Source organism: Serratia sp. 14-2641 (genome assembly GCF_001692375.1).
Lineage (GTDB): Bacteria > Pseudomonadota > Gammaproteobacteria > Enterobacterales > Enterobacteriaceae > Chania > Chania fonticola_C.
Genome location: NZ_LXKR01000008.1, coordinates 140,813 through 165,880 on the forward strand (window position 1 = coordinate 140,813; position 25,068 = coordinate 165,880).

23 protein-coding genes are annotated in these 25,068 nt (G+C 54.6%); 15 read left to right on the plus strand and 8 right to left on the minus strand.

The features are described from left to right. The first annotated feature begins 3 nt into the window (after positions 1-3). The 10 genes from A6U95_RS05570 to A6U95_RS05615 are packed head-to-tail and all read left to right on the plus strand — an operon-like array spanning position 4 to position 11,307. Positions 4-2,088, plus strand: a complete 2,085-nt coding sequence (locus A6U95_RS05570) for a phage tail tape measure protein (RefSeq protein WP_065683783.1) — start codon at positions 4-6, stop codon at positions 2,086-2,088. After that, on the plus strand, positions 2,085-2,432 hold the full coding sequence (locus tag A6U95_RS05575; RefSeq protein WP_065683784.1) for a DUF2590 family protein: 348 nt from the start codon (positions 2,085-2,087) through the stop codon (positions 2,430-2,432). Before A6U95_RS05570 ends, A6U95_RS05575 begins: the two co-directional genes overlap by 4 nt. Then, a complete protein-coding gene (locus A6U95_RS05580) occupies positions 2,422-3,606 on the plus strand; it encodes a baseplate J/gp47 family protein (protein ID WP_065683817.1) in 1,185 nt (394 codons plus the stop codon). The genes A6U95_RS05575 and A6U95_RS05580 overlap by 11 nt, the downstream gene beginning before the upstream one ends. Next, positions 3,599-4,870, plus strand: a complete 1,272-nt coding sequence (locus A6U95_RS31425) for a hypothetical protein (RefSeq protein WP_241810624.1) — start codon at positions 3,599-3,601, stop codon at positions 4,868-4,870. The genes A6U95_RS05580 and A6U95_RS31425 overlap by 8 nt, the downstream gene beginning before the upstream one ends. A gap of 5 nt (positions 4,871-4,875) precedes the next feature. Beyond that, positions 4,876-5,793, plus strand: coding sequence for a pyocin knob domain-containing protein (locus A6U95_RS05590; RefSeq protein ID WP_065683785.1), 918 nt, complete (start codon positions 4,876-4,878; stop codon positions 5,791-5,793). A gap of 1 nt (position 5,794) precedes the next feature. Beyond that, the gene (locus A6U95_RS05595) at positions 5,795-7,597 is read left to right on the plus strand and encodes a phage tail protein (protein ID WP_065683786.1); all 1,803 of its coding nucleotides are present in this window, start codon (positions 5,795-5,797) and stop codon (positions 7,595-7,597) included. A 5-nt stretch (positions 7,598-7,602) separates the two neighbouring features. Further along, a complete protein-coding gene (locus A6U95_RS05600; RefSeq protein ID WP_158006199.1) occupies positions 7,603-8,358 on the plus strand; it encodes a tail fiber assembly protein in 756 nt (251 codons plus the stop codon). Continuing rightward, positions 8,358-9,062: a hypothetical protein gene (locus A6U95_RS05605; protein WP_065683788.1), complete on the plus strand. Its 705-nt coding sequence runs from the start codon at positions 8,358-8,360 to the stop codon at positions 9,060-9,062. Before A6U95_RS05600 ends, A6U95_RS05605 begins: the two co-directional genes overlap by 1 nt. Beyond that, positions 9,059-9,616 (plus strand): hypothetical protein, encoded by a 558-nt coding sequence (locus A6U95_RS05610; RefSeq protein WP_065683789.1) that lies wholly within the window; start codon positions 9,059-9,061, stop codon positions 9,614-9,616. Before A6U95_RS05605 ends, A6U95_RS05610 begins: the two co-directional genes overlap by 4 nt. After that, the gene (locus A6U95_RS05615; RefSeq protein ID WP_065683790.1) at positions 9,613-11,307 is read left to right on the plus strand and encodes a hypothetical protein; all 1,695 of its coding nucleotides are present in this window, start codon (positions 9,613-9,615) and stop codon (positions 11,305-11,307) included. The genes A6U95_RS05610 and A6U95_RS05615 overlap by 4 nt, the downstream gene beginning before the upstream one ends. A gap of 756 nt (positions 11,308-12,063) precedes the next feature. On the opposite strand, the gene A6U95_RS05620 is transcribed toward A6U95_RS05615, so the two are convergent. Next, positions 12,064-12,570 carry a hypothetical protein gene (locus tag A6U95_RS05620; protein WP_065683791.1) on the minus strand — a complete coding sequence of 169 codons (507 nt, stop codon included), beginning with the start codon at positions 12,568-12,570 and terminating at the stop codon, positions 12,064-12,066. Between the two features lie 492 nt (positions 12,571-13,062). On the opposite strand from A6U95_RS05620, the gene fieF reads away from it, so the two are divergent. From fieF to A6U95_RS05635, 3 genes are all read left to right on the plus strand, one after another. After that, positions 13,063-13,965, plus strand: coding sequence for a CDF family cation-efflux transporter FieF (gene fieF, locus A6U95_RS05625; protein ID WP_065683792.1), 903 nt, complete (start codon positions 13,063-13,065; stop codon positions 13,963-13,965). Positions 13,966-14,198: 233 nt separating this feature from the next. Beyond that, positions 14,199-15,161 (plus strand): 6-phosphofructokinase, encoded by a 963-nt coding sequence (gene pfkA / locus A6U95_RS05630; RefSeq protein ID WP_024527901.1) that lies wholly within the window; start codon positions 14,199-14,201, stop codon positions 15,159-15,161. Between the two features lie 262 nt (positions 15,162-15,423). Next, complete coding sequence (locus A6U95_RS05635; protein WP_065683793.1) at positions 15,424-16,413, plus strand: sulfate ABC transporter substrate-binding protein; 990 nt, start codon at positions 15,424-15,426, stop codon at positions 16,411-16,413. A gap of 65 nt (positions 16,414-16,478) precedes the next feature. On the opposite strand, the gene tpiA is transcribed toward A6U95_RS05635, so the two are convergent. Together tpiA and A6U95_RS05645 are read right to left on the minus strand one after the other, a co-directional pair. After that, positions 16,479-17,246, minus strand: coding sequence for a triose-phosphate isomerase (gene tpiA, locus A6U95_RS05640; protein WP_024482884.1), 768 nt, complete (start codon positions 17,244-17,246; stop codon positions 16,479-16,481). Between the two features lie 127 nt (positions 17,247-17,373). Then, complete coding sequence (locus tag A6U95_RS05645; RefSeq protein WP_065683818.1) at positions 17,374-17,961, minus strand: DUF1454 family protein; 588 nt, start codon at positions 17,959-17,961, stop codon at positions 17,374-17,376. A 195-nt stretch (positions 17,962-18,156) separates the two neighbouring features. Between A6U95_RS05645 and A6U95_RS05650 the strand changes: the two genes are divergently transcribed. Then, positions 18,157-18,576: a DUF805 domain-containing protein gene (locus A6U95_RS05650; protein WP_021181880.1), complete on the plus strand. Its 420-nt coding sequence runs from the start codon at positions 18,157-18,159 to the stop codon at positions 18,574-18,576. 1 nt (position 18,577) lies between these two features. Here A6U95_RS05650 and fpr read toward each other — a convergent pair whose 3' ends face one another. Both fpr and A6U95_RS05660 read right to left on the minus strand, forming a co-directional pair. Beyond that, entirely contained in the window at positions 18,578-19,324 is a 747-nt protein-coding gene (fpr, locus tag A6U95_RS05655) for a ferredoxin--NADP(+) reductase (protein WP_065683794.1), read from the minus strand. A gap of 4 nt (positions 19,325-19,328) precedes the next feature. Further along, on the minus strand, positions 19,329-19,952 hold the full coding sequence (locus A6U95_RS05660) for an HTH domain-containing protein (RefSeq protein WP_021807227.1): 624 nt from the start codon (positions 19,950-19,952) through the stop codon (positions 19,329-19,331). A 309-nt stretch (positions 19,953-20,261) separates the two neighbouring features. On the opposite strand from A6U95_RS05660, the gene emrD reads away from it, so the two are divergent. Then, positions 20,262-21,446, plus strand: coding sequence for a multidrug efflux MFS transporter EmrD (emrD, locus tag A6U95_RS05665; RefSeq protein ID WP_065683795.1), 1,185 nt, complete (start codon positions 20,262-20,264; stop codon positions 21,444-21,446). Positions 21,447-21,479: 33 nt separating this feature from the next. Here the strand turns inward: emrD and glpX are convergent, their stop codons facing one another. The 3 genes from glpX to A6U95_RS05680 form a co-directional block, all read right to left on the minus strand. Then, complete coding sequence (gene glpX, locus A6U95_RS05670) at positions 21,480-22,490, minus strand: class II fructose-bisphosphatase (protein WP_065683796.1); 1,011 nt, start codon at positions 22,488-22,490, stop codon at positions 21,480-21,482. A gap of 121 nt (positions 22,491-22,611) precedes the next feature. After that, positions 22,612-24,120: a glycerol kinase GlpK gene (gene glpK, locus A6U95_RS05675; protein WP_065683797.1), complete on the minus strand. Its 1,509-nt coding sequence runs from the start codon at positions 24,118-24,120 to the stop codon at positions 22,612-22,614. A gap of 43 nt (positions 24,121-24,163) precedes the next feature. Beyond that, positions 24,164-25,009: an MIP/aquaporin family protein gene (locus A6U95_RS05680; protein ID WP_059199388.1), complete on the minus strand. Its 846-nt coding sequence runs from the start codon at positions 25,007-25,009 to the stop codon at positions 24,164-24,166. Positions 25,010-25,068: the final 59 nt, after the last annotated feature.

Below are 25,068 nucleotides of genomic sequence, written 5' to 3' on the forward strand. Positions count from 1 at the left end.
CTGATGAAAGAATTAGCCTTTCTGCTGAGTCTCAAAAACAACCTGAGCGCCCCGCTCGGCAAGGCCCAGCAATCCGTTGAGGCTTTCGCCAAAAAGTCAGCCAGCGCATTCGCACAGGTAGCGGTCGGAGCGGCCGGGTTATGGGGTGTTGCGCAAGGGGTTAAGGGATTATTAGACCCCGCCAACGAGGTGAAAAAGGCCTTGGATGAACTGTCTACCCGCAATGTGAGTACCGATAGCCTGGATAAAATGTATCAATCCGCCCAGCGGTTCAGTACCGCCTACGGTAAATCGGCGGCTGAATTCATCGCATCAGGCACTATCATAAAAAGTAAGTTGGCCGGATTGGCAGACACTGATTTGCCGCGCGCAGCCGTGGCGATCAACACCCTGGCCGTGGCGACCAAATCCAGCGCCGAACAGGCGGCAGGCTACATGAGCGATATGGCGAACAATTACCAGTCGACGGTACGCCAGATCGGTAACGTGCCCTTTGCTGAAATGATGGCGTCAAAAGCGGCCTACATGGCGCAAAACTTTGGCACCAGCATTGATGAGATCCGCGAGTTGGTTAAATCCAGTAAGGGCACCGGTACCCAGTACGGTGCCGGGATGGATGAACAATTGGCCGTCATGGGGGTATTGAGTCAGACCAAAGGCACCGAGGCAGGCGGCATCTATGACGCTTTCCTAAAAGGGGCGGTCGAAGGCGGCAAGCAACTGGGCCTGAGTTTCACCGATGCCCAGGGCAAAATGCTGCAATTCCCTGACATTCTGCAAAAGGTGCAAGCCAAATTCGGTGACACCATCGAAGGCAATATAAAGGCCCAGGACGCACTAAATAAAGCCTTTGGTGACGGTGCGCAGGCGCTGACCGCGGCCTGGGGACAGGCTGACGCCCTTAGAAAGCATATGCGCGATATGGGCAACACGCAGGGGTTAGACCGTGCCACAGAGATGGCGGCGAAGATGGCGAACATGTGGGAACGGGTGGATAAAGTCTGGGAGCGTATCCGGGTTGCCGTGGGCATGCGCCTGATCCCCGCCATTACCCCATTGGTTGATTACGCCATTAATGCCGGTACCCAGTTTGCCAAATGGTTGGACATGTTCCCGAACATTGCCCGCTGGATCGGCTATATCGCCCTCAGTACCCTGGCACTCGCTGCCGCAGGTGCAACGGCTAATATCGTTATGGGCGTTGCCAAGTTTATTGCCATCGGGATAGTGGGTATCTACAAGGTGTTACGTTTGGCCGTTCTTGGCGTGGCCTGGGCGTTGAATTTCAAAGCCCGCGCCTTGCAGTTAGCCAGTATTGCGGCAGTGGCTTACAACGGGGTTATGCGCTTTGTCCGTGCCACCCTCCTGGCTTGCGCGCTCGCTTTCCGCACCTCAACCGCTGCCGTCCTGTTACAGCGTACTGGCATGGTGATTTCTGCCGCTGCGATGTGGGCATTCGGCGGCGCTACCGCGTTTGCTGGCGCGGCTATGCAAATCCTGATGAGTCCTATCACCTTGATCATTGCTGCTATCGCCTTACTGGTCGCGGGCGTGTGGTATGCCATTAAGCACTGGGATGAACTGAAAGCCGCGCTGATGGACACCGAAGCATTTCGCTGGGTGGCCGATGCGGCGGAGGTGGTCGGTAGAGTCTTTTCCGTGGTTTGGCAGATGATCCGCGTGGGCTGGAAAATGGTGGTTGACTACTTTTCTGGCTTATCGCCGGTCGAGGCATTCACCGGCTTTGTTGACACGATCGGCAACGTGTTCAGCGGGCTATGGGATTACCTGATGGAGTCATTTGGCAAAACCTATAACTGGATCGTCACCAAGTTAAACAAAATCCCCGGCGTCAATATCGACTTGAAACCGGTCGGTGATAGCGCGCCCGCTGTGTCTGGAGTGGCCGCACCGGCTGGCCTCAATGCTCCCCAGATGGAGCGCGGCGGTATCGGTAAAGCGATTTCGAACGGCAGCGGCAACAAGGTGACTGATAACAGCCGTCAAATCGGCCAGGTCAATATTTATCCACAGAACCCGCAAACGTTCGATTCGCTGATGGAGTCCAGGGAGCTAGCAGCCGGATGAGCACAGACCTGAAATACATCGACCTGTTGATCACCGGCAAAAACTTCACGCTGGATTCCGGCAATGAGCCGGTGCTGTGCAGCAACCGCGTAAGCATCGCGCAAGACGTCGTCCATATGATTATTGAAGCCGGGATCGTCAAAGAGCTGATCGCCGAACGCAGCCCGGTTTTGCGGGCTGACATCATGATGCAAATGGAATTACTGGTTGAAACGGACACCCGCATTGTGCCGGGCACCGTCAGCATTAAAGACGGCGGCAACGGGGATTATTTTGTTGCGGCAGATACCTACGATTTCGGTCCGCTCTCAGTGACCAACAGGTTAATTAATGATGAACAATAAACCTAACCCAGACTTTAAGGCCATTCTGGCCGAACAGGGCATGCCGACTAACGAGGCGCAGATCAAGACCGAATTCACCGCCATTGCGCGGGAAGAAGGGCTGATCACTAACACGTCACGCATGTCACCGTTCTGGCGCTTGATCACTGCCATCATTACCGCGCCGGTATTGTGGCTGACGGATGCCCTGGTCAATGTCGTCATGCGTAATCTGTTCCTGGCAACGGCCGGGAATACCTTTGTTGACCTGTTCGCCTGGGCGGTCAACGTGGCGCGCAAAGACGCCACCGCCGCAGTAGGGGCTATCCGATTCACCAAGGTGGAGATCGGCAGGGAAATCACCGTGCCGGTGGGTACCGTCATTCAGACTGAGCGTATCAACGGCACGATTTACCGGCTGATGACCACGGTCGATATGACCATCCCCGCAGGCACAGCCAGCGCCCTGGTACCCGTTACAGCCGAGCTGGAGGGCAGCGGGTTTAACCTGGCCCCTGGTTACTACCGAATTTTGCCCGTGGCGGTCGACGGTATCGCCAGCGCGGTGAATGAGGACGATTGGCTGACGGCACCCGGCGCAGACCAGGAAAGTGATGATGACTTGCGGGATCGGGTGAAAAACCAATTCAACCTTGTGGGCCAATACCATATTGATGCCGTGTACCGTGGCATGATTGCCGGGCTGGCCGGGCTCAATACTGACCGCATTTTTTTCGAGCACGACGCCCCACGCGGGCCAGGTACCGCCAACGTTTACTTGCTGCTTGATTCCGGCATTGCCAGCCAGCCGTTTATCGACATGGTCAACGATTACGTGATGACCCAGGGCAACCACGGCCACGGTGATGACGTGTTGTGCTTGCCGCTACCGGAAACCCGTCATGACCTCACCGTCACTGTGCATCTGTATGCCGCCAGTCACCTGACCGCAGAGCAAACGGCCACGTTGATGGGTAACGCCGGTAACCTGGTACGCGCCGCGTTTCGGGAAAATACCGATTATGACGTTCAAAAAACCTGGCCGTTTAGCCGCTTTTCTATGTCACGCCTGGGCGAAGAATTGCACGACACGTTCCCCGATATTGCCTCTGTGGTGTTCTCACTGGGGGACATTATCAGCGGGCTGAATGTGCCGCGCCTGCGTACCTTAAAGATGGTACCTGCCGATGAGTAAACTACCAGGTATCAATCTGCCGGTGTGGATGAACAAGGGCGAACCGCTCACCCTGGCCCATGCATCAAAAATCTGGTGGGAACGGGTGTATAGCTGGCTGACCTTCCCCCTGGCCCAGATCGACGTCGATACCTGTGACGAGCAACTATTAACCCTGCTTGCATACCAGCGGGATATAAACCGCTTCCCTGGTGAATCCCTGGCGCTCTTTCGCTTGCGGGTGAAATATGCCTTCGTGAACGCCCAGGACGCGGGGAGCATGGCCGGTTTTGCGCGGATTTTCGAACGGCTGGAGATCGGCCAGATACAGCAGCTTGAGCGCCAATTGTGGCTAGATTGGGACGTCATATTGTTGCGTATCAACGATGAGCAATTGAGCCGCAATAACGCCCTGATGATGAACCTGGTGCGCCAGTACGGCCGCACCTGTCGCCGTTATTTCTTTGATGTGCTGAATCAGCGGGTGCTTTCGGTGAGAGCTGGCCGGTTCGACCTGGATGCGGGCTATCATGATGCGCTTTATGTTCCTACCTTCGAAATCGTCCGTTTTCATGTCAATGGTTGGATGACAAGCATTTTTGACCCTAAAACCTGTTTTTCGCAAGCGACATATTCAATTGAGTCGCAAGGCGCGGTTGGTGATGTTGTCTGGTCAGTGGTTGGCACCGCCTCCGTGGTTCCAATGGGAAAATATTGTGCCGTTGTAATCTTTGGATCTGGAGCGGTTGTGGTGACCGGCACCGATTCACGGGGTAGAACAGTAACCCACTCCATTAATCCGGTACTGTGGTTTATTCAAGACGGCACCAAAGGAAAAATAGGCGAAGTAACTGCTTGGGCCACTAATCTGGGGGGGCGAGTCCCCCTCATTAGTGAACTAACGTACGGCTTGCCGATGTCTGGAAAAAATACCCAGCGCGGAAATCTGGGCGCACTTTGGTGCGAATGGGGTGACATGGCGGTGTATGGCTGGCCGGGTGAGCCTGCACCAGGTACAACGTGGGCAGATTGGTGGATAACCCTTTCACCGGATGCCGATTTACCTCAAAACGTGTGGATGCCAGTCCTGGCGGGTAAACATAATCGTGTAGAAGAATTCAGCAGCAACGGAACGGTTGCTACTGTATCACTCGCGAACAATAACGCATTTAGGCGTTGCTGTGTGATATCGAGCCAGCCAGTAGCCAATACCGTATTTATTACAGAAGGTAACTCGCGATTTAAAACCGAGTCCGGCGCGTTGCTGATAACTGAGCAAAGGTGAATATAATGGAAGAAGTTACATACAGTAATCTACCTGCCGCAGCCGAAATTAAAGGTGATGAGGTTTTAGCGGTAAGCCAGGCGGCGAATGGAAAATTAGACAGCGTAAAGCTTACGCTAGACCAGATTAAAACATTCAGTTTGAAGTTATCCGCGCAATCTGGGAACCAACTCATTCAAAAAACGGATGGGCTTTACGTTCCTGAGCCAATGTTTACGTTGCTGACGCCTACCACTAATTTAAATAGTGTTACTAAAGGCGGACTATATATCGCACCGGGCGGGGAAACTTCGCAAGGCTCTTACAACATGAATTATCCTTTCGGTGTATCACCGGGTTCAGCTGTGTTTTTGTTAGTCTCAGCGGATGCCAACGGCACGGTAACACAATCTATTTATGCGTCCTTTAATGCATCCGAGCCGGGGCCGTGGGTGCGTGTCAAAAGTTCGTCTTGGAGCGCCTGGAGTCGTGTTTTAGACACTGTCACATTTAATACTAAAGGTGTGCAACAAGTGAACTTTTCTCAAAATAATTTGAAGGTTCACAAGACCACTAACGGCGCAAGCTGTACTTGGCGCTATGTTGCGCCAGATGGCACAACGAGCACCCCTAATCCCAAAACAACACCCACAACCAACGAGGGCGTAGCATTAACCCTTAAAAACCCGTATTCAAAACCCACCCAGGGAGTGTTTACCGGTGTTGTACTTGCCGTCGACTCTGACGGTCGGGCATTCACTAACGTTGATCGGCAAAACCCAGGAACCGATGAGGCACCGGGAGATTTAAATTGGAGAGAAATGGTGTCGGTACACATTAATAGCCGGGCAACCATTCCCAATGCGACTACTGAAACAGTGGTCGAAACGCTTAACGCAATATTAAGCGTTATGCGCAAAGCAAACATGATTGGAGGGGCTTGAAATGGCTAAAAGTATTATTACCTTGGCTTTTGAAAGCTGGCTGGTGAATAAAACAGTTAACGCCGAGCCAGCCCGCCCCGATAAAATGATTTTTGCGTTTATTCCCGGTCAAGATGAAAACGCAGAGATTAACCGCAATGAAGGTATGCCCAGCGCGGGGCAAATTCGCTATACCACGGACATAACCCAGTATGGTGCGATGAACGAAAATGCTGTGGTGTATTCAGTCGTTCTGGATACTACGATCGGTAACTGGAATTATAACTGGGTGGGCCTGGTCGACGGTGCAAGCAATACGGTCTTAATGATTGTTCACCTGGCTGAACAGCAGAAAATCAAGACGGAGAACGGTCAACAAGGCAATAGCCTGATCCGTAATCTTGCAATGGAATTTGATGGCGCAGCCACCGCCTCACAAATCAACGTCACCCCCGCAACATGGATGATCGATTTTTCCGCCCGGCTGCAAAGTATGGATGAATCCCGCCGCCTGGCTAATGTCGATTACTACGGTGATGCGGCATTCCGGGGCGATGGCTTCAAAGTCACCGTAGTAGGTGCGACCGCCACCATTGCGGCCGGGCTGGGGTATGTTGCTGGCCTGCGCGCCATTATGACCACCAACCGGGCGTTGGCACTGGCCGGTAAAACCGGCGTTTGGGTTGATATCTGTTGGCAAGGTACGGTCACGGGCGCATGGGCTAATAGCTTTACACTGCGCGCCGCCGATACCCTGGCCGATTATGTTGATAGTGCCGGTAATCGGCACTTTGTCACCCGTATTGCCCACGTCACTGGGGGCGTAGTGACCGACGAGCGCAAGCCGTTTCCTCTGGATGCTTTGCGCCAGGATGTTGAAGATCTCGACGTGTACAGCAAAGGTGAAGCTGATGCGCGTTTCCTGCTTAAAATCGGTGATACAGCCACGGGCAAGTTAGGCGCGCCTTACTTCCAGGCCAACGGTAACAGCGGCAACGGATGGCCCGAAGGAGCCGGGGCGTATCTGGATCAGCTAAACACCCGCGCGCCATTCTTTCAGCCAAATTTCGATTGGGAAGGCCAAGCCGGGGACGCTACCTATGTGCCGCTGACCAAAGGTAGGGCAACCCGCAAGGGCAAAGGCTGGCCGACAGCGGTCAGTTTTGGCTACCTGTTACCCAAAGAGGACAAATCCGCACAGCCGGTTATTCATGTGATAAGCGATGCGGCCGAAAGCACCTGGGTGTTTGATACCGACAACGGTCGGATTTTCAGCAAAGCGGGCACCTTTGCCTTGCAAAGCGAAACCACTCCGGTGGGGGTACCCATGCCCTGGCCGGGAAATGTCGCCCCACCGGGTCACGCCCTCATTGTTGGGCAGGCGTTTGATAAGGTTGCTAACCCACAACTTGCCGTCGTTTATCCATCGGGGGTTTTGCCCGATATGCGCGGTCGCACTATCTTGGGTAATCCAGTCGGGCGAGCACCGTTATCACTGGCTGACGGTGAGGTTAAAAATCATGGTCACACGGGGGAAGTGGGCGGCACGGATCTGGGTTCTAAAGAAACCACGGCGGGCGGCGCGTATCAGCTTAAGTTGCGTTCCTACCGCTCCAACACCGCATTAGATGGCGGCGACAGTAATAGACACTCATTTGAACAGGGGTTGCCATTTACTGACTACGGCCTGATTGAGCCTATTCCAAATCATAGCCATTGGGTAACGCTGGGCTGGCACGGTCACAGTTTGCGCATTGACGCTTACGGCGCGGCAAAAAACACCGTTGATAACATCGCATTTAACTACATCGTGAGGTTGGGATAATGAGCATGACTTTTGAATTTTCCAGTAATCCGCGCTTTGTGTGGATCTACAATTTTGATGAAAAAGGCGTGTTTACCGGCACGTTTAATTACTGCGTCCCACCCGGCACGGGATTGCCAGCCAATTGCACTACCGTACCATGCCAACCAAAGAGCGGCATGGCTGGGGTGTGGGATGGGCAGAAATGGCGCACTGTGCCTGACCTGCGCGGTGTTGAATATTGGGACAGTCACGGCACCCGGTTTATCGTGCTGGAACTGATCGACGCCTTGCCGGATTGGGCTGTTACCGTGGCACCCCCTGTTCCTGCTCTGGGTAACGTCCTGTTATTCAAAGAGGGCGCATGGCTAGAACTGACCGACCAGACCGGCACCACCTACTACAGTGCTGACGGCCAGGCGCACCAGGTACCTGATGCCTGGTTTATCTTGCCGGAGGGTTACACGTTTATTCCACCGGGTACCCCGTTTGACCATTGGGACGGCACCGAATGGGTAACGGATATCCTGGCGCAACAAGCGGCCCAGGCCCAAGAGGCGGCGGAACAGCAAGCACAGGCATTGAGCCAGGCCCAACAACAGCGCAAGGCATTGCGCGCCCAGGCTGACCAGCAGATCACTGAATTGGAAGATGCGATCGCGCTGGGTATGCAGCAGGATGGCGACGCCGAACGGCTGACGGCGTGGAAAACCTACCGCGTTTTATTGGGCCGTATTGATCTGCAAACTGCGCCCGCGATTGATTGGCCGGTGATGCCGTAATGTGGGAACAAAAACGCCTACACATCCCTGACAACCTGGGGGCGGTGACGTGCTCCACCCTGGTGGCTCACCCGTGGGTTTTTGGCCTGGGGCAACAGGAGGAATCAGGTTTTTATCTGAGCCCGCCGAATGCCGTTAACTACCTGGTCAACAAACTGGCCGGGGCATCAGTGCGCCAAGATGTCAGCGTGATCATGCTGACGGCTCCCACGTTGGCGTCATTTGCCACCGTGCTGGCCGCTGCCGCTGAGGTGTTCCCTATCCCGGCGTTAACCCAGGTTCAGCGACGGGCAACCACGGCGATCGGGCTGGCAACCAGCCGCATGCAGTTACCGGCCATGAGTAACAGCTTACCGCCTGCCCTGCCGTTATCGGTAAGCACCACACGCCTGGCAACCGGGGTGCAAGACATGATCCAGGCGTTTGCCGAGAGTGCCGCCCCCAGTACGCCGGAAAGTGTTACCGCCGCACTGGCCGAGTTTGCCCAGCAACGTGCGACCCTGTTGGATATGGCAAAGCAAGGGCTAAAGCAGTTGCAAGCCGGTAGTGTGCCGGTGTGGGCTGTTTCGGCGATCGGCGATACCCAGGCCGCTGCCCGGTTAATGCGTGACGCGGTACCCGTTTCTGACAACGTTTTCACGTTGGCGCTGATGTTTGTCGGCGAGGATTTAGCGCCGTTGCGCGCCATGTTGGGGGATCTATGAGTGAAATCATTGTGCTGGCGCTGGATGGCGAAGCCATTTTGATGAAAGACATTATCGTGTCCTCATCAATGCAAATTCAGGACAAAGACCAGTCCGGGCAAGCAAGCAGCACGGCTAACGCCGAGCAGGGGATCAAGGGTAAAGAATTGCGCGTTTCGGGGAAAATTCCCTTTTCCGAAAAAGCGCGACTAACCAGGCTTTATGCCCTGGCCGAAGCCAAAGACGCAGGCGGGCAAATGAAGCGCTATCGTGTCGCCAACGAGTTGGCCCAGGTCATCAAATTAAGAGAGGTGACTTTTTCCGGCAACGTCGATGCAGCGGCCCAGACTGATCGCATGGTGTGGCAGGTTAATTTCACCTTGAAAGAATATTTCAGTGTTGCCGAGCGAAAAGCCATGCAGGCCGCAGCCGGTGGCGGTGGCGCGGGTAGCAACGCGAATGCGCAAGGGCCAGGCGGGGCCGGTAGTGCCGAAGAATCACCGGAAAAATTATCCTGGTTTGAAAATGTGCTTAAAAAAATTGATACGGCAATCGGCCCAGGGGGCAGTCAATGAAACCCGTCGTTACCTTGCGGATCGGCACTGAAGCCATCGCGGTGGTTTCTTTTCGCGTCGTGCTTGAATTGGCCGCTTGCGGTCGGGGATTTATTACCGCCCTGACACCGGTCGACTATACCGGCCAGTTGGTGCGCCTGGATCTGGGTATCAACAGCACAGTTTACCGTTGGTTTACCGGCTATGTGGAGCGGAGCAGCCCAGCAGAGAACGGCGCGCAGCGTCTTTTTGTGCGTGAACTGGTCGGCACCTTTGCCCAAAAATGGCCGGTATCGCTGCAACACCCCACGCTACGCGATGTGACCGCCGAAGTTGCCAGGCTCACCGGCATGGTGTTTTCACTGCCAGAAAATGCCGGGTACCTGGATACGCCAATTCCTCATTTCACGCACAGCGGTACCGGCGATCAGCTATTAGCTAACCTGGGCCGCGCGTTTAGTATTGCGGATTACACCTGGTATCAGTTGGCAGACGGGACGGTATTTGTCGGCAGCTATGTGGATTCGCTCTTTGCGCGGTCACCGGTCGACATTCCAATCGAATTTATTCAGAACGCCGCCGCAGGCAATAGCATGACCTTGCCGTTAATCCCTGCCATCCGGCCGGGCGTTATTGCCAACGGTCGCCGCATCACGCAAGTCACCGCCAATGACGATGAAATGACGCTAACCTGGACGCCACTTAACAGCCAGGGGAAACCGGCGCACAAGTCACCCGAACAGCGCCAGATTGATAAAATCTATCCCGAATTGAGCGCGGGCCTACACTTGCCGCGCCTGGCCCGCGTCATGGGGCCAACGGATACCGCCGCACTGGGCGATCAGTCTGACCCATTCCGGCCCCGCTATGCCGTCAATCTGCAATTGTTGGATGAGAACGGCGCAGCGGCGCAGGGTACGCCGGTTTACAACGCGGTACCGCTCCCCGTGCCGATGGCGGGGCCGGAAGGTGGGATGTATCAATACCCGCCCGAAGGTACCGTGGTGGAGGTGGGATTTGCAGAAGGGCGACCCGATAAGCCACTTATCCGCCAAACGATGCAGGACGGCCACGCCTTGCCGGATATCAAACCGGGTGAGCAGTTGCAGCAACAGCGGGCCGGTGTGAGCCAGCGGGTTAACCAGGCCGGTACATGGCAGCGCGAAACCGACCAGGCGATCGAGGAATCCAGCAACGCCCGCCAAGTGACAAGCGACACCGAAGCCCGCACCACTACGACACGCCAGACGACCGTTAAAGGTAACGACACCACCACCGTGCTGGGTACGGCCAAATTGCTGGCCGGTGCGGTGGTTCACCTGGCTGATGGCAACTACACGATCGGCGCATCGGGCAACCTGGTGATCACCTGCAAAGACAGAATTGGCGATGTTGGCCAGGACGACAAAACCACGATAGGCGGCAATCAAGACGTGCAGGTTAAAGGCAGTCTAACCGAACAGATCGACGGTATCCGCCGCAGCGTTGCCCTGGCACATGAGTTAATGGCTCCCTCTATCCGTCTGGGTAGCGAGGACGTGAACGTGTTAACCCTGTTGACCGACACCCTGGACGTGCTCCACCAGTTGGCACAACAGACGGCGCAGCACACCCACAGCAATACCGGCACCCCAACCAACAGCGGTGAAATCACCGCCACAGCCGAACGAACCACGGCACTCACCGAAAAATACAGCCCATTCATTGATTGATACCCACGGCGGGGCCGCGCCCCGCTAGTACCTCCTGAATCACCCCGTATGCCACTCAACAGCTACACCATGCCCGTGCATGGTGTGAATTCATATCGTTCAACCACGGCCCGCAGGGGCCGCAAAAAATCACGGACGGAAGTACATACGGGACGTAAACGGCGCTACACCGCACCCGCCTGCACAATTTGGATCATAAAAATTTTGCAAAAGAATTTATGCGCAAACCATCGCGCCAGCCCGCGCCCTGTCTGGGGTTCTGGCATGTGAGAGGCTTTGCAATATGTGCAATGTTTTGCAAGAAATTGCAAAAATAGAGCGAGGGTGTGCGGCTAACCTTTTGGTTAACTTGATGTTTTGAAAAGGATCTATTTGCTTTACGTGTGGATCTTTTGCGGCGTCCGGGCCGTGGTGGCGCGGTGGGGTGATCGTTATCCGGGCTAGGCGTGGCGCGGCTTGCGGGCGGATTGGGAGCAAGCATAGAGTTTGCAATTTCTTGCGCAAACGATCTAGAAAGGATCTCCTAGGTCGCCTATCTATTGGTTGCGTTTCGATCGGTATAAACGATCAATTAATGGTAATTGATCTGTGTAACCAATTGGAGGGGAAGTGCATAGGTCAGTAGACTGAAATTCGAGCAGCAAACGCAGAGCATTGCGGCCATCCCAGGGAAAGGAAGTAAGTAGAGCTGCACATTGATGCAAGCCATGCAGTAACCAGCCAGCCTACGGGCTGGCTTTTCTATGAGTGTGATACTTACAAACGACCTTCTTTAACGCTAACGTCAACGACTGATTTTGATTTCAAATCATAGGTACAGGAATAAATCATGTTAACTTTTGCGTTAAACCCATTGGTAAACTTGACCTTATCGCCAGTGAAAACCAATTGACCTTTTTCCGGTACATTTCGGAAATGAGTAAAGGCCAGTCCGAAAACACCATCGTTCCATTCAAAATCATACTTGGACGTTTTCTCGATCTGCTTTTTACATGGATATGATGCCTCAGCCAAATTTGCTTCAAAGAGGCATTGCCCATCAGTCGCAGCACATTGTTTCGGTGGGCTAGCTTTGTCTGTAGCCTCGACGGAATCACCACTACCGAAATAGAAATATGCTCCAGTCCCAATGACGATGAGAACGGCAAAGCCTGCTAAAGCATGCCACCATCTTTCACCAGGTTTTTTAACTCCGCAATGTGGGCAAACCTTCGCGCGATCAGATACTTCCTTTTTACACTCTTTGCATGTAGTCATTGCCATATGAAAAACTCCATAAGTCCCAAGGGTATTTTGTTACGGCTCAAATACTAGCCATTATGGGAGGAGGGGGAAAGAAAAGTTAAAGCCCCGCAAAGCGGGGCCTTAAATCGAAGCGTAGTCAACTTGTGGACGAAGTTAGAGATAAATCCTTTTATCTCAATTGATTAACAGAGAAGTAACCTCACCATCCCTGTCTTCCCCCTCATGATGAGGGGGTTTTTTTTATTTCCATAAAATAAATTCACTTAAAAAACAATGAATTAAATCTATTCTAGAAGGCTGCGGATTTTCAAAAACCGTTGAGTGTGGACACTCTGTGGACGCGCCTTCTAACCTGGATACCTTATGAATACTTATCTAGGGAGAGCGACATTACTGCACGTTTTGCCAGATTTTTTTGCTTAGCTGACAAGCATCCCGCCATGATGGCGGGACTTTTTTTACCCCGCATTCCGTTATACTAAAGCCCATAAACTTTGGTTGGGGTTTTTTATGGAACAGCAATATGCGCGGCTGGTGCAGTCCGCTGCTTTAGCCGCCACCGGAATGGCCTCCGTTCTACTGTTGATCAAGATCGTTGCCTGGTATCTCACTGGATCGGTCAGCCTGTTGGCAGCTTTAGTGGATTCGTTGGTGGATATTGCCGCATCGTTAACCAACCTGCTGGTGGTGCGCTACTCGTTGCAGCCGGCTGATGAAGAGCACACCTTTGGCCATGGCAAGGCCGAGTCGCTGGCGGCGCTGGCGCAAAGCATGTTTATCTCCGGTTCTGCCCTGTTCCTGTTCTTGACCGGCTTCCAGCATCTGTATTCCCCGCAGCCCCTGAATTCGCCGGGTATAGGGATAGCAGTGACTATCATTGCGTTGATTAGCACTCTCATCCTGGTGACCTATCAGCGCTGGGTGGTCAGAAAAACACGCAGCCAGGCGGTACGGGCCGATATGCTGCATTATCAGTCAGATGTGATGATGAATGGTGCTATTTTGATAGCACTTGGGCTAAGCTGGTACGGATTTCACCGTGCGGACGCGCTGTTTGCCCTGGGCATTGGGGTTTATATTCTCTACAGCGCGCTGCGTATGGGATACGAGGCGGTGCAGTCCCTGCTGGATCGCGCCTTGCCGGATGAAGAGCGTCAGGCAATTATCGATGTGGTATCGTCGTGGCCGGGTGTGAAAGGTGCGCACGATCTGCGTACGCGGCAGTCTGGGCCAACGCGGTTTATCCAGTTGCATTTGGAAATGGAAGACACCCTGCCGTTGATGCAGGCGCATATTCTGGCAGAACAGGTGGAGCAGGCATTGTTGCATCGTTTCCCTGGGGCCGATGTGATAATTCACCAGGATCCCTGTTCTGTTGTTCCTCAGGGCCGACAGGGGCATTGGGAACTATAATCAACAGACATAGGTCAATGTTGGGTGGATTGAGAAATCACGGTGTTAGCACGCCGTGCCATGTGAAGTTTTTTCCTTGATGTTGCGTGACCTGAATCAATTCAGCTGGGTGTTTTTGTTATAATATCCAGCAATAAAAGCCGTAAAGCTGGTTTTGCGCCGTTGGAGAGATACCCGGTGAGTCGGCGAATACAGAATTCTTAAGAAATTGCATCTACAGTTCAGAGGTAGTCATGATCAAGAAAATCGGTGTACTGACGAGTGGCGGTGACGCCCCAGGTATGAACGCTGCCATTCGTGGCGTTGTGCGTGCTGCGCTCACAGAAGGTCTGGAAGTATTTGGTATTTACGATGGCTACCTTGGTTTGTACGAAGATCGCATGGAGCAATTAGACCGCTATAGCGTATCTGATATGATCAATCGTGGCGGCACCTTCCTGGGTTCTGCGCGTTTTCCAGAGTTCAGGGATGACAGCGTGCGCGCCAAGGCGATTGAAAACCTGAAAAACCGCGGCATTGATGCGCTGGTGGTCATCGGCGGTGACGGCTCCTATATGGGGGCGAAGCGCCTGACTGAAGAGGGTTTCCCATGCATCGGTTTGCCTGGCACCATCGATAACGACGTTGCAGGCACCGACTACACCATCGGTTACTTCACCGCGTTGGAAACCGTGGTTGAAGCAATTGACCGCCTGCGCGATACCTCTTCATCACACCAACGCATCTCTATCGTGGAAGTGATGGGGCGTTACTGTGGCGACCTGACCCTGGCGGCGGCCATTGCCGGCGGTTGTGAATTTATCGTCCTGCCGGAAATCGAATTCAGCCGTGACGATCTGGTTAATGAAATCAAAGCCGGTATCGCCAAAGGTAAAAAGCACGCCATCGTGGCGATCACCGAGCATATCTGTGATATCGACGAACTGGCGCGCCATATCGAGCAGGAAACCAAGCGTGAAACCCGTGCTACCGTATTGGGCCACATCCAGCGTGGTGGTTCACCGGTTGCCTACGACCGTATTCTGGCTTCCCGCATGGGCGCGTACTCCATCGACCTGCTGCTGCAAGGTTACGGTGGCCGCTGCGTAGGGATCCAGAACGAGAAGATGGTGCACCACGACATCGTTGACGCGATCGAAAACATGAAGCGTCCGTTCAAAGGTGACTGGTTGGAAACGGCGAAAAAGCTGTACTAATCCGCCCCTGATGCTGCTAAGCGGGCGCGGTATATACGGCGCCCCTTCGGGTGAACATGTTCGCCTCTACAAGTTCAGCCGCATTGGCAATTGGTCATCAATCTGGAGCCTCCGTTTGGGAGGCTTTTTTTTGTCTGTTATCGCTATATTCCAGAATGGTCTAGTACCACATTTTTTATTCTTTAATTGTGAGGGAAGTTTCTGGCAGGCTTTGATGCTAAATCAACCGTTTGAGGTTGCGTCATTTTCTGGGGGAACGGCAATGCAAAAATGGGGTGTGGGTCTGACTTTACTGCTGTTGGCATCGGGTGCCATGGCGAAAGATATTCAATTGCTGAACGTCTCATACGATCCAACGCGTGAGTTCTACCAGGAATATAACACGGCGTTTGGTCAGTATTGGCAGCAGCAGACCGGCGATAAGGTTACCGTGCGTCAGTCACACGGCGGTTCCGGCAAGCAGGCGACCTCGGTGATTAACGGCATCGAAGCGGATGTGGTCACGCTGGCGCTGGCATACGACGTGGACGCGATTGCCGAACGTGGTCGTATTGATAAAGCGTGGATCAAGCGCCTGCCAGACAACTCAGCACCTTATACCTCAACCATCGTTTTCCTGGTGCGTAAAGGTAACCCAAAACAGATCCATGATTGGGCTGATCTGGTGAAGCCCGGCGTGTCGGTTATTACACCGAACCCGAAAACCTCTGGCGGTGCCCGTTGGAACTATCTGGCTGCCTGGGGTTATGCTCTGCACCAGAACGGTGGTGATAAAGCCAAGGCTCAGGAGTTCGTTAAAGAGTTGTACCGCAATGTGGAAGTGCTGGATTCCGGCGCACGTGGTGCAACCAATACCTTCGTTGAGCGCGGTATCGGTGATGTGCTGATCGCTTGGGAAAACGAAGCCTTGCTGGCAGAGAAAGAGCTGGGTAAAGACAAATTTGAAATCATTACTCCGAGCGAATCCATTCTGGCCGAACCGACGGTATCGGTGGTGGACAAGGTCGTTGATAAACGCGGCACCCGTGATGTGGCCACGGCTTATCTGAAGTATCTGTATTCCCCGGAAGGTCAGACCATTGCGGCCAACAACTACTACCGTCCGCGTGATGCAGCCGTTGCAGCCAAATTCGCCGAGCAGTTCCCAAAACTGAAGCTGTTCACCGTGGATGATACCTTTGGTGGTTGGACTGAAGCGCAGAAGGTGCACTTTGCCACTGGCGGGATCTTTGACGAAATCAGCAAGCGCTGATCGCCAATTTTTGGATATAAAAAACCCCGGGAAACCGGGGTTTTGTTATTTCAGGCCGGATGAAATCAGGCTTTTTTCGCTTGGGCAGCGGCTTTGACGATCACGGCGAAAGCGTCTGCTTTCAGTGATGCGCCGCCAACCAGCGCGCCGTCGATGTCTGGCTGAGCAAACAGCTCTGCGGCGTTTTTATCGTTCACGGAGCCGCCGTACTGGATGATCACTTCGGCTGCTACCGCGGCATCTTGCTTGGCGATGTGGTCACGGATAAATTTGTGCACTGCCTGAGCTTGCGCTGGGGTGGCAGATTTACCGGTACCGATAGCCCACACTGGCTCATAAGCGATGACGGTGCCTTTGAACGCTTCAGCGCCCTGGGTTTTCAGCACGGCGTCGATCTGGCGCGCACAAACTTCTTCGGTTTTACCCGCTTCGTTTTCTGCTTCGGTTTCACCGATGCACAGCACTGGGATCAGGCCAGCGGCTTTCAGCACGGCAAATTTCTCTGCGATCGCTGCGTCGGTTTCTTTGTGATAGGTACGGCGCTCTGAGTGGCCGATGATGATGTATTCAGCACCGACGTCTTTGAGCATGGTGGCAGAAACTTCACCGGTGAAGGCGCCAGACAGGTTGATGTCGACGTTCTGTGCGCCCAGAGCGATGCGGCTGCCACCCAGTTCGTGCTTGGCCAGATCCAGATACATGACTGGAGGTGCGATGGCAACGCCACAACCGTCAACGCTGCTCAGTTCTTTACGCAAGGCGGCGATCAGTTCGTTAACCATGTGAACGCTGCCGTTAAGCTTCCAGTTACCCATTACTAATGGATGACGCATGTGTTTTCCTCCAAAAAGGGGACGCGAGAGTCTAAATGACAACTGCCGGACAGGCAGTTTACCTGCCCAACAGTATAGAGATGAATCAGTGCAAAGGCTTTGCTTTTTGTCATTAATTGCTGGGGTATCAGGGTTCAGATAGCGTTAGCTTAATCGGTTCAACGGCGAAGGTTATCCCCTTATCGCCGTTATCTGCCACCACATAGCGTATTGCCCCGACCTGTTGCTGGTAGAAGTAGGAACCTTTGCCTTTTTCCAGCAGGTTGTTCACCTTGATGATGCTTTCTTCCACGGTGAGTGCCGGTTCAAACTGACGGCTCAGGGCCGCCATGTAGTTCACCGCGATGGCTTTGGCCGCTTTTTCTTCGCCATCCTGCAACAGCAAATGAGTAATTTGCATGGTTTTAATCTTACCGGTGCCTTTTTCCAGCGCGGTAGAGGCGTAGAGGTTTTCGTTAATCTTGCTGGCCGCGCGGGTCAGCAAAGGAGAGTCATCCTCTCTGGAGGGGACGACGCGAAACTCACCAATTGGCAGCGTTGGGTTGTCGCGGTTGTATTTTTCGCGAAATTGCACCACCGTCAGATCGAAGGTGGGCGCGCCAGCCAGTAAATAGGGCGCGTTCGCCGGAGCTTCGGTAGGCGTATCCGGTGGATCGGCCCAAGCACTGCCGATAGGGAAACACAGGCAGGCTATAACGATGATTTTTTTCAGCATGGTATACGGCATCGGTAACAAAGATGACTCCGATTAAAACGATAACCTGGGTGAATTGTCAAAAATTCCTCGTGATTGTCGTTTGCTGACGCAAGGCGGTGCGATGGTCTGCGTTTTGCCGGGGCTAGCTCAACCCGGTATGGCCTATGTTACACTGCGGCGCAGAATATGGGCAGGCCAAGAGTGCATGAATCGATGAGCTTACAGCAATGGTGTTTTTCCTTTAAGGGCCGCATCGGGCGGCGCGACTTCTGGATCTGGATGGCAGTCTGGGTGGTGCTGATGGCGGTGGCTTTCACGCTGGCCAACTACGATGTGGTGGCGATCCAAACTATCGCCTTTTGTATCGTGGCGCTGCTGTGGCCAACGGCGGCGGTGCTGGTCAAGCGCCTGCACGATCGTAATAAAAAGGGCTGGTGGGCGTTGCTGTTGATCCTGGCGTGGATATTGGCGGCTGGTAACTGGCAGATGTTGGCGCCGGTCTGGCAGTGGGGCGTGGGGCGTTTTATTCCGACGCTGATTGTGGTGATGATGGCGATCGATCTGGGGGCTTTTCTTGGCACCCCAGGGGATAACCGATTCGGGCCAGAGGCCGAACCGGTAAAATTCCGCTGAACTACCAGTAATGCTCGCTGGTGATATGGCCCGGCTTGCGGCGCAGATGTTTGCGCATCTGATACTTCTCTTTCAGCGTTTGCTGGGTATCTCGCACCATCTGCGGGTTGCCGCACAGCATCACATGGCTGGTTTCGGCATCCAGGGGCAAACCAACCGCCGCTTCCAGCCGCCCGTCCTCCAGCAGAGCCGGAACGCGCCCGGTCAATGAGCCAGCCACCTCTTCGCGGCTGACCACGGTTTGAATGCGTAGTTTGCCGTTAAAACGCTGTTGCAGCTGCTGCATCAGCGGCAGGTAGCTGAGATCGCGGGCAAATCGTGCGGCGTGCACCAGTACCAGGTTGTTGAAGCGATCCAGATCTTTGCCTTCTTGCAGGATCGACAGATAAGGGCCGATGGCGGTGCCGGTCGCCAGCATCCATAAGGTGTCGCAGTCTGGCACTTCTTCGAGCACAAAGAATCCGGCGGCTTCTTTGGTGACCATCACCTCCGCTCCGGGCTGCAACTGATGGAGGCTTGGGCTGAGTTTTCCTTCTGGCACTGTGACCAGATAAAACTCCAGGTTAGGATCGCTGGGGGCATTAACATAAGAATAGGCGCGCTGAACGCGCTCTCCGCCTATTTCTAGTGACAGCTTGGCAAACTGCCCGGCGGTGAAACTGTCGATCGGGGCGTTGACCGTGATGCTGAACAAGCCATCGGTCCAATGTTGTACCCCTGTCACTTTGCCATTAACCCATTCAGCCATACTTTTAACGCTCCCGTGGTCGGATCAAATAAGCACAATGTCGTGAGCCGGAGATGGCATGCGCGGTACGTTCTATCCGGTAGCCTTTACCAAACAGGCGATGGAACAGCTGCAGTTCGGAGTTGCACAGGTTGCTGCAAGTATGGGCCGCCACGCCGATCGGACAGTGGTTTTCCACCAGCAACATTCCCTGCGGGCTTTCCAACAGTTCCGCCATGTAGCCGTCACGCTGGCGTAGGTTAACCAGGCGGTTGAGCTTGCTGAGATGGTCTTCTTCCTCTGCCAGCTCATCGGCGTACCGGTGATAGAGTTTATCCTCGCGAGCACGGATCAGCTTTTCTATGCCTTCGGCACCGAACAGCTCATGTGCTGACTCCAGCAGGATCGCCGAAAGCCGATCGTGTCCGTCGGCAAACTGAGCATGGCCCTGTTGGGTCAAAGACCAGTAACGCGTCGGGCGGCCTACTTTGGCGCGCGTTTCCTCGTAGCAAACCAGCTCACGTTGTTCAAGGGATTGCAGATGCTGGCGGATCCCCATCGGCGTGATTTCCAGCCGCTCTGCCAGCATTTTGGCAGAATGAGGACCCAAGGTTTTTAACTGCAATAAAATCAGCTCTGGTGTTTTCATAAAACCCAAATCCCTGTGGCGGTATCTTATTTCAAGTTGATGGAAATAATTATCGATTAAGTGTTAAAGCTAATCTGATGCAAGTTTATCATTTTTAACTCTTTCCCGTTATGACAACAGATACGTACAGTTTGATTTACGAGACTGGTAGCGATAGGTGCCAGTGTGACGGCGATCTATATTTGCCCGAAACTCGCTAAAAAAATCAGATTTGTTAGCTTATGCGACGCTGAGAAGCTGCTCTGTGGTTCCCCCCTGGTGTATTGGGCGGGGTTGAGTGTCGTAAGACTGAATAAGTTAATGAAGATAATGAGAAAAGTTGAGAACTTCCACCTGCTGGTGATGCTGATCCTGCTGGTTGCCGTCGGTCAGATGGCACAAACCATTTATGTGCCGATTATCGCCGATATTGCCCGCGATCTCTCGGTGCCCTCCGGTGCCGTGCAGCGCGTTATGGCGGCTTATCTGTTGACCTATGGCTTCTCGCAATTGATCTACGGGCCGCTTTCCGATCGCATTGGCCGCCGCCCGGTGATCCTGGCTGGCATGATGATTTTCCTGCTCGGTGCCTTGGGCGCTTTGCTGGCAAACAGCCTATCGATGTTGGTGGCTGCCAGCGCGGTTCAAGGGATGGGCACCGGCGTGGCGGGCGTGATGGCTAGAACCATGCCGCGCGATCTGTATGCAGGTACTTCCTTACGTTATGCCAATAGCCTGTTGAATATGGGCATACTGGTCAGCCCGCTGTTGGCTCCGGTGATTGGCGGGGGATTGGCGATGATGTTTGGCTGGCGGGCTTGTTATGGCTTCCTGCTGGTGTTGTGCGCCGGTGTAGCGTTTGCCATGTTCCGTTGGTTGCCGGAAACCCGGCCGCAGCAGACGGAAAAACGCCGCATGTTCTCCAGCTTCCGCCAACTGCTGGCGGATGGCACTTTCAGCTGTTATCTGGTGATGTTGATCGGTGCTCTGGCTGGCATTGCCGTCTTTGAAGCCAGCTGTGGCGTGTTGATGGGGGGAGTGTTGGGCCTGAGCGGGTTGACCGTCAGTATCCTGTTTATCCTGCCGATCCCGGCAGCGTTCTTTGGTGCCTGGTATGCCGGGCGTGACGGAAAAACCTTCCACAGCCTGATGTGGCATTCGGTGATCAGTTGCCTGTTGGCTGGGCTGATGATGTGGATCCCTGGCTGGTTCGGGGTGATGAATATCTGGACGCTGATCGTGCCTGCGGCGTTGTTCTTCTTTGGTGCCGGGATGCTCTTCCCCCTGGCGACCACCGGTGCGATGGAGCCATTCCCTTACCTGGCTGGGGCGGCGGGTGCCCTGGTGGGTGGTATGCAGAATATGGGGTCTGGCCTGGCGACCTGGCTGTCAGCCATGCTGCCGCAAACCGGGCAGTTCAGCCTTGGCTTGCTGATGTTTGCCATGGCGTTGCTGATTTTGCTGTGCTGGTGGCCGCTATCGAGCCGTATGCAGCATCAGGGACATACCGCCTGATAGAGACGGGGCGCGCTCTGCGCCCCCTAGGCGTTAAAGCAGGAATTCGTGCAGCGCTGCGTCTTTGCGATCCAGATAGTGGGTCGAACGGATGCGGCGGATAGTGCGCGATTTGCCCCGGATTAACAGGGTTTCGGTGGTGGCAATATTACCTTTGCGGCTGATGCCCTCCAGCAGATCGCCCTTGGTGATGCCCGTCGCGGCAAAGATCACGTTATCGTTGCGCGCCATTTCATCCAGCACCAACACCTTACCGGCTTCGATGCCCATTTCTTTACAGCGGGCCAGCTCCTGCTCGCCGATACGGCGATTATCTTCGTTATCCCCTTTGACCTGATGACGAGCCAGCAGGCGGGCTTGCATATCGCCATCCAGCGCACGGATCACCGCAGCGGAGATCACGCCTTCCGGTGCGCCGCCGATGCCGTACATCACATCCACTTCGCTTTCCGGCATACAGGTCAGGATCGACGCGGCGACATCACCGTCGGGAATAGCGAAAACCTTCACTCCGAGCTGCTGCATTTCTGCGATCACTGCATCGTGGCGCGGTTTAGCCAACGTGATCACCGTTAGCTCAGTCAGTGGCTTACCTAGCCGGGCAGCGATGTTGTTCAGGTTGGTGGCTAGCGGCAAGTTGAGATCGATCACCCCACGCGCCTGCGGGCCGACGACCAGTTTTTCCATGTACATATCAGGAGCGTGCAGGAAGGTGCCGCGATCGCCTACCGCCAGGACCGCCAGCGCATTGGATTGCCCCATTGCGGTCATGCGCGTGCCTTCGATGGGATCGACGGCGATATCCACCGCATCGCCCAGCCCGGTGCCGACGTTTTCGCCGATATACAGCATCGGGGCTTCATCAATCTCACCTTCACCGATCACGATCCGGCCATCGATATCCACCCTGTTGAGCATAATGCGCATGGCATTGACGGCGGCACCGTCAGCGGCGTTTTTGTCGCCGCGTCCCAACCATTTATAACCCGCAAGTGCGGCGGCTTCGGTAACGCGGGAAAATTCGATGGCTAATTCACGTTTCATGGCAAACCTGTCAGTGGGAAAAGGGAAGAAAATATCGGCAAAGTTTACCACAGTGGGGAGGCGGCAGGGCGAGGCAAAAAAAACGCTGCCCGTAGGCAGCGCTGTTGCAGGGTAATACGAATCAGTCGTGATCTTCCCAGGCCTGCGCACGAGCCACGGCCTTTTTCCAGCCGCTGTAGCGGAAGTTACGCTCGGTAGTTTCGATACCCGGACGGAATTCACGTTCGATGGCAGCTTTGCTCTTCAACTCATCCAGATCGCTCCAGTAGCCAATCGCCAGTCCGGCCAGATAGGCCGCGCCCAATGCCGTCACTTCACGCACCTCAGGACGCTCGACACGGGTACCGAGGATATCGGACTGGAACTGCATCAGGAAGTTGTTGGCTACCGCACCACCGTCCACACGCAGCGATTGCAGGCGGGTATTGGCATCGGCCTGCATGGCATCCAGCACGTCGCGTGTCTGGTAGGCGATAGACTCCAGCGTGGCGCGGATGATGTGGTTGCTGTTGACGCCGCGGGTCAGGCCGAAGATGGCGCCACGGGCATACGGGTCCCAGTAGGGGGCACCCAGGCCGGTAAAGGCGGGTACCACGTAGACGCCATTGCTGTCTTTGACCTTGGTGGCGAAGTATTCGGAGTCGGCGGCATCGCTGATCAGTTTCAGCTCGTCGCGCAGCCACTGGATAGAGGCACCGCCGATAAACACCGCACCTTCCAGCGCATAGTTCACTTCCCCACGTGGGCCGCAGGCGATGGTGGTCAGCAGGCCGTGGTTGGAACGCACTGCTTCTTTGCCGGTATTCATCAACAGGAAGCAGCCGGTGCCGTAGGTGTTTTTCGCCATACCCGGCTGGACGCAGAGTTGGCCATACAGCGCCGCCTGCTGGTCACCGGCGATCCCGGCGATAGGAATACGTGTCCCGCCTTTACCCCCGATGTTAGTCTGGCCATACACTTCGGAAGAAGGACGGACTTTTGGCAGCATGGCGCGCGGGATATCCAGCGCTTCCAGCATACGATCGTCCCAGTCCAGCTCGTGGATGTTGAACATCATGGTACGCGAGGCGTTGGTGTAGTCGGTCACGTGAACCCGCCCTTGGGTCATCTTCCACACCAGCCAGGTGTCGACGGTACCAAACAGCAGTTCACCGCGCTTGGCACGTTCGCGCGCGCCTTCGACGTGGTCGAGGATCCATTTGACCTTGGTACCGGAGAAGTAAGGGTCAACCACCAGGCCGGTATTGTGGCGGATATACTCTTCCAGGCCATCACGCTTGAGCTTTTCACAGATGTCGGCGGTGCGACGGCACTGCCAGACGATCGCGTTATAAATAGGCTTACCGGTCTCTTTTTCCCAGACGATGGTGGTTTCACGCTGGTTGGTAATGCCGATCCCGGCGATTTGATCAGAACTGATATCGGCCTTGGCCAGCACTTCGACCAAGGTGGAACTTTGTGAGGACCAGATTTCCATCGGGTCGTGTTCTACCCAGCCGGCCTTCGGATAGATCTGCGTAAATTCACGCTGTGAAACCGCAACAATATTGGCATCGTGATCGAGCACTACGGCACGTGAACTGGTGGTTCCCTGGTCGAGGGCGACAATGTATTTTTTTTCGGTTGTCATAATTTTGAGTCCTACTGTAGTTAACCGTTTAAAGCCGTGCCAATCACGCTTTACGTTGTTCTGGTTTAGGGGCGGGTTGCTCTTCCTCGAAGCAAACGTCACAAGGCAGATGGCGACCGATCAGCGCACGATAACCAAAGGCGCCCAAACCTGCACCGACGATAGGGCCGAAGATAGGCACCAGGAAGTAAGGGATGTCGCGAGCGCCGGTGAAGGCCACGTTGCCCCAGCCTGCCAGATAGGCGAACACTTTCGGGCCAAAGTCACGCGCCGGGTTCAGTGCAAAGCCGGTTAATGGTCCCATAGAGGCACCGATGACGGCAATCAGAATACCGATCAACAGCGGTGCCAGCGGGCCGCGTGGAATGCCGTTGCCGTCGTCGGTCAGCGCCAGGATCAGGCACATCAGGATGGCGGTGATCACGGTTTCTACCAGGAAGGCCTGGCCAACGGAGATATGCGCGTTGGGATAGGTCGAGAAAATGCCGGCCAATTCGAGGCTTTCGTTGCTGCCACGCACCATCTGGTGGGCGGCTTCAAAATCGAAGAACAGACTGTAATACAGCCCGTAGACCAGTGCTGCCGCGCAAAAGGCCCCCGCAATCTGCGCAACGATGTAAGGGAGTACTTTGCGTCCATCAAAGCAGGCGAACAGCCACAGCGCGAGCGTGACGGCCGGGTTCAGGTGAGCACCGGAAATGGCGGCGGTCAGATAGATGGCCATCGCCACCCCCAGGCCCCAAATGATGCTGATTTCCCATTGGCCGAAGCTGGCACCTGCCAGTTTCAGCGCTGCAACACAGCCTACGCCAAAGAAAATCAACAGACCGGTGCCGAGGAATTCAGCGATGCACTGGCCTTTTAAGGTCGGACTGATGGTTTGGCTCATAATATTATTGTCCTGCAGACGACGGTTATAGGTTATCTAGGCTTGGCGCGTTGGCGTTT